The sequence below is a fragment of the Niallia sp. M35 genome, from assembly GCF_050971705.1.
Taxonomy (GTDB): domain Bacteria; phylum Bacillota; class Bacilli; order Bacillales; family Cytobacillaceae; genus Niallia; species Niallia circulans_A.
Genome location: NZ_JBPCEP010000016.1, coordinates 67,644 through 82,156, shown reverse-complemented (window position 1 = coordinate 82,156; position 14,513 = coordinate 67,644). Strand labels below are relative to the sequence as shown.

Here is a 14,513-nt window from a genome sequence, read left to right as displayed (position 1 = left end):
TCCCAGAAAGGGATTTCACCATTTCTTGTGGTGAAAACAGGGAAATCGTCCATTACTAAGTTATTTTGTTCAGAAATATTCATTATTCAAAGAGGAATGAAGCGACATCTTTGATTTTCTTTTTACCCCTTGGATACCCCGTAATAGTTACTTTGGCATGTCTTTTATCTTTATCGATGGAGCGGATAGTGCAAGAAACAATATCTCCAACTACTGGCTCTGGCAAGTGACGGGGACGGATCCCTTTAACTTCTAATCCTGCATCTAATTTAACAAATATTCCATGTATGGGGTCTAGATTCGTTACTTTACCAGCGACTGTACTGTTTTGATTATAAAGTTCGATTAATTTTTTAAATGGATCATCTTGAGTATCCCTTCTGCTAACTTGAATAAGATTATTTTCTTTATCAAATCTCAAAACTTTTACTTGTATTGTTTCTCCTCGATTAATTTCATGCTGAATATTTCCATTTTCCCAGCTCCAATGTCTAGCGTTCATAAAGCAATCTGCACCATTAATACGGACAAAAACCTTCCTCGTGTTTGGATTATAACCTCTTACTACACCGTCAAAAATTGTTGACTTTAAGGAATCTTCAGCTTCTAGTGTTACTAATTGTTTCATGAATTCCGCTTTTCTGATATCATCCGCTTTCCTAACTGATACCAATACAATATTGTCTTCAATGTCTATTTGGTCTACAATCACTTCTTGAATTGATCCTGTAAAACCGTTTAATGAACGGAAATCATGATCAGAAAATTCGTTGCTTGGGCAATATGCTGTAATGTTTGTACCTTCTAAGAGAAATGTTGCTACTTCCATCTGTTTTTTTACATATTTTCCATCTTCTAATACTTTGGTTTCCCTTGTTGATACTGCAGTTACAGCTCCTTTAATTATAGTTCTATCTCGCTTAATCTTTGCTAGTTCATTTAATTGGTTGTCATTAACCCATGATGTTTTTAGTGTTTCAGCCATCATTTTCCCTCCTAATAGTGAATTTACTGTAAACATAAAAAACGACCCAAAACAAAAGCAGTTATTCAAACTACTTCGTCTTGGGTCGTTCCCATTAAATATTTAATTTTATTATTTGTTTTTTATGTTTACTAACTTATTGGAATTTTAACCTATATTTTTAATTTTTTCAATACTTACTGAAAATTACCTAGGATATATATTTAACTTTTATCAGAAAATGGAGTAATAAAGTCAAAAGGACTAGATTTTCCTTCTTCCTTTTTCTCAACCTTCCCCTCTTTTGTAGTATCATCAATTTCTTTTATTAAATCATTATAGAATGATTCTTCTTTTTCATCTAATTCTGATACTGATTGATTAGCTAATTCATTCGAAGGTGGTATATTTTTTGAAAATAGTCTTGATACATCAAGGTCAACCACCTCATCATTTATGTTAATTGCTTTTTCGCCTAAAGAAGTTCTTTTTTGTGATATAGGCTTCGTTTTATATGCTTCTTCTTTTATCTCTTTTTTAGATAAATATTTATCGGGGTATCTATCAAATTCAACTAATTCTAATTCTATATCCTCTACAGCATCTTTTTCTGGAAGAGGAATTCCTATTAATGGTTCTTCCTCTTGAAGTGGTATATCAATTATTTCGGATAGCGCTTTATCTGTTTCGTGAAACAATTCCGTATTTAAGGATTTTGACTCTAACCAAATACTAGCACTTTCCTGGATTACTTTTACTTTCGCTTCTTTAAATTCAGCCTTTGGAACAAAGTTTGCATCAATCTGCCTTACAGGTATCGGTTTATTATTAACAACTATTTTCACAGCAGCTTGGAATGGCTCCTGAAAAATTAACTTATTTGGTGTTAGAATGACATCTGTTTTTTGTTGATAGCTACTACCGGATCGCATAACAGGTTCTTCTTGAAGAGGGCTAACAGTCTGTTCGTTTTTCCCTTCTTCATAACTATCCTCTTCTCCTAATAATTTTGAGAATAATTGTGCGTCAAAATAAGAGATATCTCCATAAACCATTTTGTGTCTAAAACCAGTTAACAAAGTATGCATGTACATTTCTCCGTATTTGTCTGCCAATTGAGCTACTGTTTGTGCTGCAACAGTAATAATAGCTTTATATTTTCTAGCTTGCGATATAAATTCTTTAAATGGTAAATAAATATAGTCTGGAAATTCATCGATGATTATATGTGCAAAAGTACTAGTTAGAGGTGTTCTCCTATATACAGCATTCTGTAGGCTTAGCAAAACAAACTTCCCTAAAACGTTAGAAAGACCTCCTAAATCATCTTTTGCCGTATTGACTAATAATATACCGCCTCTATTTAAGTGCTCGTCAAAAGAAAACTCTGATTTATCAAATAGTACGCGTCTTATCAGTTTATTTGCTCCTATATCATTTAGAACGTTTCTTAGCCCCTGAACATATTCTCCTTGTGCGTCAAAATAAGCTGTTTCCCCATAGTATTCGCCTTCTTTAACTTGTTCATTAGCTCCATTTCGACTAGTTTTAGGAATATGGTTCATGTTAAACCAATTATCAATTTGTTTTACGATATCCCAATGGTTTCGTTCATCCCTATCTTTAATAAGGTGATAATCTTTAGGGATAGTTTCCTTTAACTTTAAATGCATATGCCTAACAATTTGAGGATCATTGTACATTTTTAATAAAGTATCAAATTGTGCCTCTGTAGACGGGTCGTGTAATTTTAATAGATAAATATAGTTTTTTAAGTGGTTTCTTTGACTTTGTTGAAAGAAAAAGTTTCCTGTTCCCCCTTCTTGAATTCCATCCATTACCATTGCAAATGCTTCGGCTACCTGGTCAACTGGTCCTTGCATGGGATTAATAGATGGTGTATTGGGGTTCGTAGGGTCAATATAGAATACAGCCTCTTCAGGTATATCATGAGCTTTAACTAATTGAAATGCTTTCTGACACAAATCGTTAGATGGTTCAATTATACTAATACTACTTAAATATGTTCCTCTTATTTCCTCCGTTTTATAATTGGATAATTTAGAGACTTTAGGAAATACATTGATAAACTTTGTTAGCCAGTGCAAATCCTGATTAATGATAGGTAATATTAATGCTGATGTTTTTCCTGTTCCTGGTGGTCCGAATATGCCATTATGTAATGATCTATCTTTACCAGGTTGAATAATAAGTTCTTTAGTTTGAGAATCGGGACCTAGAACAACGTCTGGCCAAACCTCTTCTTTACTATTTCTAAACCATTTTTGTAAATATACATTTTTAAATTCAAATTTTTCAAATGCTTCTTTAATTTGTTTAGAGTATTGGGAATATTGTCCACCCAACCAAATTAAAATAATACTTGTAACTATTGAGGGAGTAAAAACTAAGGTGTAAAACAAAGTGTTAATATCCCCAACAGCTACATTAAACCAAATATTATCTACATGTATGCTATTGATAAGATTTCCTAGGTAAGGAATGAGCGTATTATAAACAGGTGCTGTGATTAACCACATATAATAGGCTGTTATTCCAATGAACATATTCCAAAACCATAGGCTTCTCCACAACTTTTTTTGTGTTTTTTCATATTTTGTACTTACTAACCAAGAGATAATCAAGAAGACTGTACATGTAAGAAAACCAATTAAGCCTGGACTTAAGCTGTTACCAAATAAAACGAAGCTAGGAACACTATTGTAAAACTGCCCAATAACTAAGAAAAGATAGTTACAAATACTTCTAACTGATAAAAAAACAGAGACTAACCCAGTAACTAAAATAGTGATCCCAGGGAGCTTAGGATGAACCTTTAGTTCTTTCAAGTACTCTGCCCCCCTTTTTCTTCTCCAATGTTAGCTGCTTTTCTCCTTGGAGAAGTAATGGCCAATTTTTAGTATCTGTAAATTTTAGTGTTTCATAATTTTTCATTACAATGTCATTTTCTAGTTCTGATCTACTCTGATAAACAATAAGAAGGTGTGAAACCTCTTGTTTAAATTTATTATTTTTGTTCTCTTCTTCTAAAAAATTTATTTTGTTTAATGCAGCAACACTTGCCTCTTCCACTATATTCAAAACTAAAACTTGTTTTGAATTGGTTCTTTCTTTATGAATCAATTCATATTGTGCTATCTCTCCAATGTTATAACTATCATTATGAAATATTTCCTTTTTTGGAAGAGGCACCAATTGATAATTAGAATTGCTTATTTCCATTGATAGTTCAAAAAGTTCTTGTTCAGACTTAAAAGTAGATTTATCAAATGGATAAATTCCTTTTAATATATTGTTTGCAATAATTGGTGAGCGACTAGCTGTAGTAACATAAAAGTGAAGGTTAGAGATCTTATCAGCGCCTTTATGAATTATGGTGTCTTTTATATTTAAAACCCTAGTTCTTCTATCATCATAATACTTTACTGTATAGATATTGCTGTTATCTGCAACTGATATTAATACATAATGTTCTTCCTCAGGTTTGTGTTTACTTAATTTGATGTAATTTCTTATTTTTTCTTTGATTTTTGTCATTGTCTGTAAACCTGTGTCATATTCAATATTTAGAGTGCGACTACCTTTTCTAAATACCCAATCAGGGACAATAAATGGTTCACCAACTTCATTTTTGTAGGTATCTTTGTTGGGATGTATTGAAATTATGTTTTTCCTATTTGTTTTTAAAGCTATGAGAGTATCTATAACCACATCTTGAATTCCTAAATAATGAGAAGAGTTTCTAATGTAATTATTGATATTTATAGCTTTTTCTTCTTCCTTAATAATTCCTTCTTGTTTTAAAATGTTTATACCATTCTTTCCTAAGTAATAACATGATATAGGTGGTTTATTTAGAACGGACTGATATTCTATTTTTACAATAGCGTAATTTGACCACCTCTTTAATTTCTTTTGAATAGAATCCCCTTTATATCCAAATAATTGATTACCATATTTGGTTAATTGCTTATTAGTTAAATAACGGTTAGTCCAAATAAGTGATAATAGCTCCAAATCAGTTAAATTTATCCAGGCTCCTTTTCTTTTTTCATGTTCATTATCAAATCCATACCATACTCTGGCTGATTCCAAATTTCCTCCTCCTTAAATCAGAAAAACCCCCAAAATAGTGAAGAATCAATCTTCATCATTTTGAGGGTTTTTCCCTTTGTATTATTAAACTGTGACTAGTATATCATTTTGGGATGATCCTAACAACTAGAGTTTTATGCATAAATATTAGTATTATTCATTCATTAGGCATACTAATCACTAGTAAAAACACTCGAGAAAACTACTGTAAAAAATAAATTTTGATTAGAGTACAAAAAACATAAAATGATGTGTGTTTTCTAACTCTAAAAACATATGAAGTTGGGGTTTGAAAACATAAAAAAATATAAGTTTATCAAGGGTTAACATCATCCTCTGTTAAGGATGTCCGCTCACGGACAAATAACCTTATCCGTAATAGGATATCCGTAAGCAGTTGGAATTAATTAAAAAAGTCAGCATTTTTTATAAAATCACGAGTGTATAAAAAAGTGAATAAAATATGAACTGTTTCATCTAAATTTTATAGGTGAAGGACAATGAAAATGGGAGTCATCTATATTCGAGTTAGTAATCTAATTGCGAATAAACTGACTTATAAGTCTTCTTTTTAGAAGAAGCCATGTTAATCTCTCGTTTATGTTTGATTAATGTAAAAAGTATGTTTAGAGTAAGGAAAGTGTTTATTGAGTTGATGTAAGAGTTACGTAAAACATTGGTTTATATGAATGCTATTTGCAGTGCTTATATAATTTAGATGTAAAACCACTATGAAAAAACAAATTAAATAAGTAGTAACTAATAGTGGTAACCATATCATTTGCTACTTATTTATGGAACTGTAATATATAAAAAATATCAAGGTATATAAGGTTTTTAATATAGTAACTAAATATAGTTACTATATTAATTATTTAATATAAAAAAATACCTTCAAATGATAGCGAAATAACTAAAAATACTAATTTGTGACTTTTAGATAAATTAAATTTATTTTTCTAAGCAATAATTACTGAAAATTAAGTGAGATAACTTATAATCGATCCATAAAGTAACTTATTTTAGTAACTATGAGTAAATCGTTGATATTATTGGGTTTGTGAGATATATTTCATATGATATTTTATTTATTAAAAGTGTAGACACTTGAATTAGTAACTTTAATTGGTTATTATATATTTAAATTATAAGAATATCTTAGTAAAGGAGGATAATATTGGACTTAGAGCTTCATCAAAAATATAAAAATACAAAATTTGATCCAGAAACATTAGATTTATTCACCGATTTAATATCTAATGACACAGTATTAAAAAAAGTATTTCTCTTTATTGCAAAGAACGAAAAGGACAGTATTGTAACAGTTGGAGAAATATCTGAAAAAGTACAGGTAGAACGAAAACATAGAGTTGAAAAAAATAAACGTTATTCATTTGTTTGCAAGGATGATTACATACATAGAAAACAAGCGGAAAAAATAGTTGAGCGTTTGTTAGCAATGTCGTTGATATATTATAAAGCTGTTCCACCATATAAGCATTTGTTTTTAACTATTCGCGGCAAACAAGTAATTCAAAGACTTTATGGATGAAGAAGATTATTAGTAAATAAGGAGATGAAAATAATGGCTAAAACATTCACAAAAAATAAACCTGCTATTAACATTACTATGGTTGGGTTTGGACAAGCCGGTTCAAGAATGGCAGATCAATTTGCAGCTATAAAAAATGCTGATGGTACTTCTGTATATAATTGTCTAGCATTAAACAGTAATGATGGTGATTTAGCGGGATTAAAGCACATCACTCCCAATAATAGAGAGAGTCTAGAGCTGGGTGGTTTAGGTAAGAATCCTGAAGAGGCAATGCAAATTTTAGAAACAAATGAAAAAGTTAAAGAGCAACTAAAAAGTTTCATAAAAGATAGAGTTAGACCGACTGACGACTTAGTAATGTTTTTTGCTGGTCTAGGTGGCGGAACGGGTACCTCTACTATCGTAAAGGCAATTGAAGAATTTTATGAATATAACAATAAACCTAAAATTCAAGAAGAGTTTAATAAATTAAAAGAAAAATATGGTATAGATGAGATAAAAAAAGAGCCAAAAAAATACTTAATTGAGGCTACTAAAATTGCTCGTAAGCGATTTACAAAGATTGGTGTAGTGGCTACTATCCCTACTAGAGCGGATGGTCCTGATGTATTAAGACAAGTAAATAATTTCACTAAAAAAATTGATGATATTGCCAAAAACCCTAATAAAGGTGTAGCATTTGTAGTCTATCCTGATAACCAACTAATGTATGAAGAGTTCAATAGTTTACTAGAAAATGAGAGAAAAGGAATTGAAAATTACCGAGACTATGCAAATATTAAACTAGTTGAAGAGTTTCATGAACTAAATACTGCTACTACTGGTGGTGGAACCTCGGTTACTTTTGATAGTGCTGATTTTAGAAGAACAATTTTAGAGCATCAAGGTTGTTTATTCATAAGTAAGGTAACTAAACCTGCTTCTGAAATAAAAAATGGTCATGATATTAATAAAATGTTTTCTGAGTCTCTCGATAAAAATAGCTTTCACGATCCTATAGAATTGATTAATCCAGAGACAAATCAAATGGCCAAAATTCACCATATAGGGATTTTAGCTATTATTGATTCAAAATTAAAAGTTGGTAGTTCTTTTATTGATGATGCTAGAGATGAAATTATTAATAAATTACCCCTAAACGGTACTGTTTTTTCTGGGTATATTGAAGAACAAAATGATTTTTCTGTAACTGTTTATACATTTTTTAAAGCGGAGGCATTTCCTAAGCGATTGGCTAAGGGATTAGTGGAAGAATATAACGAATTTAAAGAAAGACAAAAACAAATAACCTATATGTCCCAAGGCATTGAGCAAATTAGTGAAACTAACGAAGAGGATGATTTTGATCTTTCTGAACTGGCTGCAGAACTAGGAGTGGAAGATCTTTTTGAAGAATCGGTTGGAGAAGTAGCATCTTCTAAGGATGATGAGGATATAGATATTGATGATATTTTACAACAAATAAATGAGAATGAATTAAAATAAGATAAAAAAAGCAAAGAATCGCCCTATTCTTTGCTTTTTTTTGACTTAGATACTTTTTTTCATGGAACAATTCCGGCATTCCCTAAGTAGTTTCCCCTTCGATATAGAACTTTTAAAATGTGCCATATTACAATTGTCGCATCTACCACTAATCCTGTCAGGATATAAATTATAATCATAGATTTTATTTATATCAATTTCTTCTTTCGTTAAATAATTATTCATCTCATTACTTCCTTAATTTATAGTCAATAATGCTATTATAATCTATTTGTTTCCCCTATTCGCTTAAATTCTTTCGGAAAGCGCATTCATTATAAGAGAAAGTTTATGTAAATGGTTGTTTTATGTGATGTTTACGTTGAATTTTATAGATAAAGTGTATATTAACATGGAATTAACGAACTCTATGAGATTTACCAATGAAAATACTACGTAATAATGATGTAATTTATATATTAATCTTATGTACTTATGTAAGTCTTACGTATTTATGATATAAAATTTATGTAACATAATATTTATTTTACGTAATGCTTACAAAAGTTTTTTATAAAGTTTATGTAGAGTTGTTGTAAGGTGATGATTAATGTAAGGATAATTTGCATTGATGGTATGTAAAAATGTCCTTTACTTCCTTTGATTTTTTGGTTCTTTCCGTGTAAAATCAATTGTAAAGTGTCATTTTTGACAATAAAAGTGGTAGGAGGTGCGGTGAATGAGTGAAATTTCTATGAGAGAATTATTAGAAGATGAATTTAAACTTGATCCTCTTTATAATGTTGCTATTATTCGTGAATTAGAAGATTACATTTGGACTGAAAAAATTTTAAGTATGAGTAATGAGCGAACTTACGATACTGTAGAAGCAAGTAAATTTATTGGACGTGCTGATGCAACTATAAGATATTACTTAAGACATGAGCTAAGTGATATTTATATAAAGCCGGAAAAACAAGGGAGATATTATAAATTAAGTTATTATACTATCTTTAAAATTCATTTAGTCTCTATATTAATAGATATAGGGGGGTTGTCTACAACTGAAATACTAACTGAGTTAGGTCATAAAACTACAACTGTTCCTTCTAGTAAAAATACACCTTTATATGACGATCTTAAAAAGTTATCTCAATTTGTTGAAGCTTCTTATAAGTTTAATAATCAGTTGTTAGTAAAAATGCAGCAGCAAACGGTTTTGTTATTATCTTATGAAAAAAAGTTGAGTAATTTAAGAATTGAGTCAGTAAACATTGATAGAAAAATTGCTGATGCTAAATCCGAGGTTACTGAACTTAAAAATGATTCTATGAGCAATTATCTCTTGGAAAGGCAAGACCAAATTTTAGTTGCCTCATTAAAGAAAAAACCAAAAGGTTTTTTTAGTAGATTTAAAAATGATTCTAAAGAAGAACTTATTAATATAGAAGTAGATAAACAACTTAAAGAAAAGCAAGAAGCTGCTGTTCAAAGTAAGACTGAGTTATTAAAAGAAAAGATTGATGGCTATTATAAAGAATTGAATAGTATACAAGAAGAAATAGCTGAAATGGAGCAAAAATATGAACTAGCTCTAAGGGAACAGGAAAGAATTCTTGAAGAGGGGAAATACTCGGTTCAAAACTTTCTAAATAATCCTTTAGAGAACAATATAATAGATTGAATATTCTGTCATATTGTTTTATAATAATGGTATATAAATGAACTGAGGTGGTTTTAATGTTTTTACTTAAAACAAAAAAATCTGAAAACATTATTTTAAATACAATTGTAATAGTATCTATTTTTACTCTAGTTGGATCAATACTAGTAAGCATATAAAGGGTACTTTTAAATAAAAAAGGCTAAGTTAATTGTACTTAGTCTTTTTTTATTGATTTGTTTATAATAATTTCTTTGTTAATCGTTATGTAATAGTAATTAAGAATTGGCTGTATGGATTATCTTCTGATAGGACTTAGCCTTTCTAAATTTTGGCGCGAGAACCGATAACCTTCTTTTTTAATTTTCATAAAATCATAGTAATATCTACTCATTTTACATTTTTTCCAAATAATTAACATTTTTCAAAAGGTATTTAATACCAAAAATAGAATAAGTACATTGTAACTAACAGTTATAAAAATATTAAAAAGGAGTGTTCCCAAAAATGAAAATTAAGAAACTAGTTCTGAGTGCTACTGTAGCAATAGCTATTGTAGGTGGTTCTGCTATTCCAACTTTTGCGGCATCAGGAAATACTGAAAGCCAACTAACTTCAGCAAGTAACGAACTATCTACTCCATATGTGAATTTAACTGCATATGCTGCAGATTCATCAAGTGTTACTATAAGTCCGCCTGAATGGAAAGCGGTGTCAGGATCTGTGGTTGGTAAAGGTCAGTATGGTAAAATAAAGCTTTATTCTACTGGGGTTGCAGGTTTATGGGTGCAAGAAAAGATCGGAAATAATTGGGTAACTATGGGTGGATCTGCTGGTTTACAATTGTTCGAAGAGGGTGGCGAAGCTACGCAAGATTATTGGATGGAAAAAGGTAAGGAGTATAGGATCGAAATAATCTCAGGTACTGCGTCAAAAACAACTGGAACTATAAGAAATTCACTATAAAAATACACTCAATTGAATCAATTTCATACCAATTTCCCTTATTTTGTATCAAAAACCAAGAAGTCGTCTTGCTAAAAGCAAAAGACGGTTTCTTGGTTTTTTTCAAGTCAAATTAAAAAGTCGATGCCGTATGGACTGACTTACTATAGGTGGTCCATTTTTACTTTGTCGGATACCCCTTAATGACATATTATCTTTTAACAATTACGTTAGAGTACATATATACTCTAAGCTTTTTAAAATAAATAACCAATACACATCATTAATGGGTATTTCCCTTTTAAAAACGTTAGATTAAAATGACATATTACTATCCATAATTTATACTAAAATATACTAAGGACTAAGTAAATAAAATTCTCGAAGTAGAGATTATAAGTTGAAATTACTATATAGTTTTTAAAAGGGGGATAGAAGATGAAGTATGATGGTTTTATTTCGTTTTTAGAAGAAAAGAATTATAGTGAAACTACTATAGCGAGTTATGAACTTGTTTTAAATCAATTCTTCTCATTCCTAAGACAACTCTATAAAAAGAAAATAGAATTATATGAAATCAAATCTAAAGATATAAGAGACTATCTTTCAACTCAGGGAGATAATCAGAAGGCAATCTCCACAATTAATAAAGAGTTGGCCATTTTAAAATCCTATTTTGATTATTTATGGGAAAGAAACAAAGTACCTATTGATCCAGCAGCAAAAATAAAAAGACTAAAGGTACAAAAACACCTGGATATTAGTTTGTTTTATGAAGATTTACTTAAGGTAAAGGAACTTGTAATAGCAAATACCAATTATACAGCAAAGCGAAAAGCATTGTTTATACTTGCTATGGAAGGATTAAAAGCCTCCGAATTTAAGTTTAAAAAGGATGATGTTTCTATAATCGATGATAGAATTAAGATTAATCTTTCCAATAGAGTCATTACATTGGATAACATTGATGCAAGTATTTTTCTTGAGTTTTATTATAATAATTTACTAAACGAGTCAGAGTATCTATTCACTTATACGGATTCAGTAAATAATAGAATAATACCTATTACTTTTATGGGAATACACTATCACTTAAAAAATATACAAAAGGATTATGATATTAATCAAGACCTGCAGTTAACAACTATTAGAAAAGCTCTGTGCTACTATTTATATATTAATAAAAAACTCGCAGTCCAACGTATAGCTTTGATTATGGGTATAGAAGAACAAACTGTTTCTATCTATTTAAGTAAGTTAACGAAGAGTATGAAAAGCATCTAAAACTTAATTAGAATCTAATATTATTAATAGGTTGAAATATAATAACTTTATAGGCTATAATACATTTAAATAAATCATTCAATGGGAAGAACCCAGAATAAACAGTTCTATAATAGAGCTGTTTATTCTGGGTTCTTTTTTTAGGGAGAGAAGTTGATTAATGGAAAGGGAAAACAGCTTTATTAACAAAGTTATTACTGCGTCCCTCTTAAGTGAAGGAGAAAAAGAAATACAATCAAGTTCGCGAAAACTTAAAGTTCCATTTAATAAGAAAAAAATTCTTTATTTATCTAACTTATTAGCAGAATACAAATTAGAAAATAGCGTGTCAGTGCAATTCAAAAAAGGAGAATTCACTATTCATAGTAATGCTTTAGGATTCTTCCTAAGCAATTGGTACATTAAAGACCATAAGATATTTAGTTATCGTGTTGATCCATCATTAATTGATAAGGAAGCTATCATAATTGCTGCTATTTTGTTTGGGGAACGAAAACAGGATTATATTAGCATACACTCCAGCATTCACAAGGATCATCTTAAAACTTTGTGCTTATGTATAAATAAAAACATCAATGTCCCAGTTTCTTTCCATGGGGATCGAATTAGAATTTTTAATGTTAAACAGTTCTTTATGAATGTTTTTAGAAATTCTTCGACTATTCATACAGCGGAACTTGTTGATTTTCTTACAGAACAAGAGAAAAAAGAAATAAAGGAAGGGAGTTTTTTATGAGATTTAAACCATTTTACTCTTCACTTTTGATCTCAGGTTTTATCATACTCTCAGGTTGTAGTAATGATCCATTTGTTAAGGAAGCGAAAAAAATAAATGAAACAAAGGATACACATGAAGAAACTGAAACTGATAGTAAATCCCAGGACTTAGAATCATTCTATAAGGATCAGGTACGGCCTTTAGATGAGGTTGTTGCTGAATTGGACGGTGAATCTGTCAAAATACTAGATAAGAAAGAAGTGGAAGTAAAATCTTCTTATGAAGATCCAGAGGAGTTTGCAAGGTATGCAGCCGATATCTTATACAAATTCCAATCTCTGCAAATTTCTCCTGAGGACTTCTACAAATTTATTTTAGACTATGGTAGTATTCAGACCGTTGAAGAATTACCACAAAAACACGATGCCATAAATATTTTCAAATCAATACAAGATTCCTATTTACAAGCTAATGTCAAAGGGGAGTCTTATGATATTACAGTAGTAAACTTAGATAGATTTAAAAGACAGGGGTACTTTTATCGCAAAGTATTAAGTACAGAAGGAATTAATTATTTTATTACTTCTATTTATAAAGAAGATGGTGCTTGGAAATATATTACTGATGAGCCATCAGATCCTTTTTATGAAGAATCCCAAGGAGGAAAAGAAAAATGAAAACTTTAGAAGAAATTCAGCAAAAAACAGAGGAAATGTTGATGTTACACTATCAAACAAATGGAGAGTTTAACAAAGATTTTTTTCTTTTGAACCAATATGTGCGTATACACCTTGAACAATTTATGGACGCAGAGAAAATTAAGGAATATGAGAATCATCTATTTAAAGTATCAAAATCTCTTTTATTTAATGGATATTTTATTGGGATGGAAATATTAAACAATCTAGAAGAGATATTTAAAGATGATGAAATATTTGAACAAAGTAATGCCAACCTTAAACAACAAACTTTTGATATGCTCCGTCAGGTCTTAGGTGAAAATGTAGAGGATACATTAATTACAGAACCACATAGAAAATTAACTGCAAAACTAGTAATAGAATATGAAAATATTCTTCCTACTTTATTGAACTATGCATTTTATACAACCGTTTTGGGTGTACAACTTGCCTTTCAAGATGAACGGGATAGAAGAGACATAAGTTTACCGAATCAAAATAAAGAGGGAGGAATATTAGCGAATATAGAAGATACACACTTCCTTTTTCCAGATGTATTTATGAATATTTCAGTTGTAAATAACAATGTAGAAGTATGGACAATTACCCAATCTTTTTGGAATGCTTTCGACAAGATAGGTGACATATTCGTGGCCGAAAATTCAGTTGGTGATCTCTATTTAAATGTGATAATGAAAAATTCATTATCTCTCGTTCAAAGAAACATGATTTTTAATCAAATTGAAGGTTTACTTAAAGAAAAATATAAGACGGGAAAATTAATTAAGACTATGGCAGTCGTTGAAGAGTTCTTTGATATTAGTGAAGAAGATTTCGGTGACATTGCATATTGAAATAAATTAAATAGAAATTTAAGACGAGTGTTGGTAAATAATAAAGTTCTTTAAAAATAAGGAGTATATTGTGATGATTCAATTAAATCATTATAAATATGAGCCAACATTGCATACTGGAAAACCTCAATGTGAAAAAGTGTTAGAATACCGATTCGCATACGAATACGAAGGTAATAGTTATCTTGTAGAAGGCCCAGTACCAGCGTTCGTGCAACCAGGGGCAAAGTAAATCTTTTTATTGATTCAGTCCTGAATCTAGGGACTTTT

At 30.1% G+C, this 14,513-nt stretch carries 13 protein-coding genes; 9 read left to right on the top strand and 4 right to left on the bottom strand.

Translation table 11 applies throughout. The features are described from left to right. Positions 1 to 82: 82 nt before the first annotated feature. The 3 genes from NiCM35_RS21075 to NiCM35_RS21065 form a co-directional block, all read right to left on the bottom strand. A complete protein-coding gene (locus tag NiCM35_RS21075) occupies positions 83 to 985 on the bottom strand; it encodes a S1 RNA-binding domain-containing protein (RefSeq protein WP_047943191.1) in 903 nt (300 codons plus the stop codon). 203 nt (positions 986 to 1,188) lie between these two features. Further along, the gene (locus NiCM35_RS21070) at positions 1,189 to 3,813 is read right to left on the bottom strand and encodes a type IV secretory system conjugative DNA transfer family protein (protein ID WP_047943192.1); all 2,625 of its coding nucleotides are present in this window, start codon (positions 3,811 to 3,813) and stop codon (positions 1,189 to 1,191) included. Next, entirely contained in the window at positions 3,788 to 5,080 is a 1,293-nt protein-coding gene (locus tag NiCM35_RS21065; protein ID WP_047943193.1) for a replication-relaxation family protein, read from the bottom strand. The genes NiCM35_RS21070 and NiCM35_RS21065 overlap by 26 nt, the downstream gene beginning before the upstream one ends. A gap of 1,177 nt (positions 5,081 to 6,257) precedes the next feature. On the opposite strand from NiCM35_RS21065, the gene NiCM35_RS21060 reads away from it, so the two are divergent. Together NiCM35_RS21060 and NiCM35_RS21055 are read left to right on the top strand one after the other, a co-directional pair. Further along, positions 6,258 to 6,632 (top strand): hypothetical protein, encoded by a 375-nt coding sequence (locus NiCM35_RS21060; protein WP_047943194.1) that lies wholly within the window; start codon positions 6,258 to 6,260, stop codon positions 6,630 to 6,632. A 33-nt stretch (positions 6,633 to 6,665) separates the two neighbouring features. Further along, a complete protein-coding gene (locus tag NiCM35_RS21055) occupies positions 6,666 to 8,120 on the top strand; it encodes an FtsZ/tubulin family protein (RefSeq protein ID WP_047943195.1) in 1,455 nt (484 codons plus the stop codon). A 45-nt stretch (positions 8,121 to 8,165) separates the two neighbouring features. Here NiCM35_RS21055 and NiCM35_RS26775 read toward each other — a convergent pair whose 3' ends face one another. Further along, complete coding sequence (locus NiCM35_RS26775) at positions 8,166 to 8,345, bottom strand: DUF8096 family protein (protein ID WP_082138367.1); 180 nt, start codon at positions 8,343 to 8,345, stop codon at positions 8,166 to 8,168. Between the two features lie 493 nt (positions 8,346 to 8,838). On the opposite strand from NiCM35_RS26775, the gene NiCM35_RS21050 reads away from it, so the two are divergent. From NiCM35_RS21050 to NiCM35_RS21020, 7 genes are all read left to right on the top strand, one after another. Continuing rightward, complete coding sequence (locus tag NiCM35_RS21050; protein WP_047943196.1) at positions 8,839 to 9,783, top strand: hypothetical protein; 945 nt, start codon at positions 8,839 to 8,841, stop codon at positions 9,781 to 9,783. Positions 9,784 to 10,269: 486 nt separating this feature from the next. Beyond that, positions 10,270 to 10,728, top strand: a complete 459-nt coding sequence (locus NiCM35_RS21045; RefSeq protein ID WP_047943197.1) for a hypothetical protein — start codon at positions 10,270 to 10,272, stop codon at positions 10,726 to 10,728. Positions 10,729 to 11,145: 417 nt separating this feature from the next. After that, positions 11,146 to 11,991 (top strand): tyrosine-type recombinase/integrase, encoded by an 846-nt coding sequence (locus tag NiCM35_RS21040; protein WP_047943198.1) that lies wholly within the window; start codon positions 11,146 to 11,148, stop codon positions 11,989 to 11,991. A 160-nt stretch (positions 11,992 to 12,151) separates the two neighbouring features. Further along, on the top strand, positions 12,152 to 12,727 hold the full coding sequence (locus NiCM35_RS21035; protein WP_047943199.1) for a hypothetical protein: 576 nt from the start codon (positions 12,152 to 12,154) through the stop codon (positions 12,725 to 12,727). Beyond that, positions 12,724 to 13,386, top strand: coding sequence for a hypothetical protein (locus tag NiCM35_RS21030; RefSeq protein WP_047943200.1), 663 nt, complete (start codon positions 12,724 to 12,726; stop codon positions 13,384 to 13,386). The genes NiCM35_RS21035 and NiCM35_RS21030 overlap by 4 nt, the downstream gene beginning before the upstream one ends. Continuing rightward, positions 13,383 to 14,243 carry a hypothetical protein gene (locus tag NiCM35_RS21025; RefSeq protein ID WP_047943201.1) on the top strand — a complete coding sequence of 287 codons (861 nt, stop codon included), beginning with the start codon at positions 13,383 to 13,385 and terminating at the stop codon, positions 14,241 to 14,243. Before NiCM35_RS21030 ends, NiCM35_RS21025 begins: the two co-directional genes overlap by 4 nt. A 73-nt stretch (positions 14,244 to 14,316) precedes the next feature. Further along, a complete protein-coding gene (locus NiCM35_RS21020) occupies positions 14,317 to 14,475 on the top strand; it encodes a hypothetical protein (RefSeq protein WP_161798403.1) in 159 nt (52 codons plus the stop codon). The last annotated feature ends 38 nt before the right edge of the window (positions 14,476 to 14,513 follow it).

Bases quoted from the DNA above. Each gene is read 5' to 3' on its own strand.
- NiCM35_RS21075 (WP_047943191.1), bottom strand. From the start codon at position 985: ATGGCTGAAACACTAAAAACATCATGGGTTAATGACAACCAATTAAAT.
- NiCM35_RS21055 (WP_047943195.1), top strand. From the start codon at position 6,666: ATGGCTAAAACATTCACAAAAAATAAACCTGCTATTAACATTACTATG.
- NiCM35_RS26775 (WP_082138367.1), bottom strand. From the start codon at position 8,345: ATGAATAATTATTTAACGAAAGAAGAAATTGATATAAATAAAATCTAT.
- NiCM35_RS21050 (WP_047943196.1), top strand. From the start codon at position 8,839: ATGAGTGAAATTTCTATGAGAGAATTATTAGAAGATGAATTTAAACTT.
- NiCM35_RS21045 (WP_047943197.1), top strand. From the start codon at position 10,270: ATGAAAATTAAGAAACTAGTTCTGAGTGCTACTGTAGCAATAGCTATT.
- NiCM35_RS21040 (WP_047943198.1), top strand. From the start codon at position 11,146: ATGAAGTATGATGGTTTTATTTCGTTTTTAGAAGAAAAGAATTATAGT.
- NiCM35_RS21035 (WP_047943199.1), top strand. From the start codon at position 12,152: ATGGAAAGGGAAAACAGCTTTATTAACAAAGTTATTACTGCGTCCCTC.
- NiCM35_RS21030 (WP_047943200.1), top strand. From the start codon at position 12,724: ATGAGATTTAAACCATTTTACTCTTCACTTTTGATCTCAGGTTTTATC.
- NiCM35_RS21025 (WP_047943201.1), top strand. From the start codon at position 13,383: ATGAAAACTTTAGAAGAAATTCAGCAAAAAACAGAGGAAATGTTGATG.
- NiCM35_RS21020 (WP_161798403.1), top strand. From the start codon at position 14,317: ATGATTCAATTAAATCATTATAAATATGAGCCAACATTGCATACTGGA.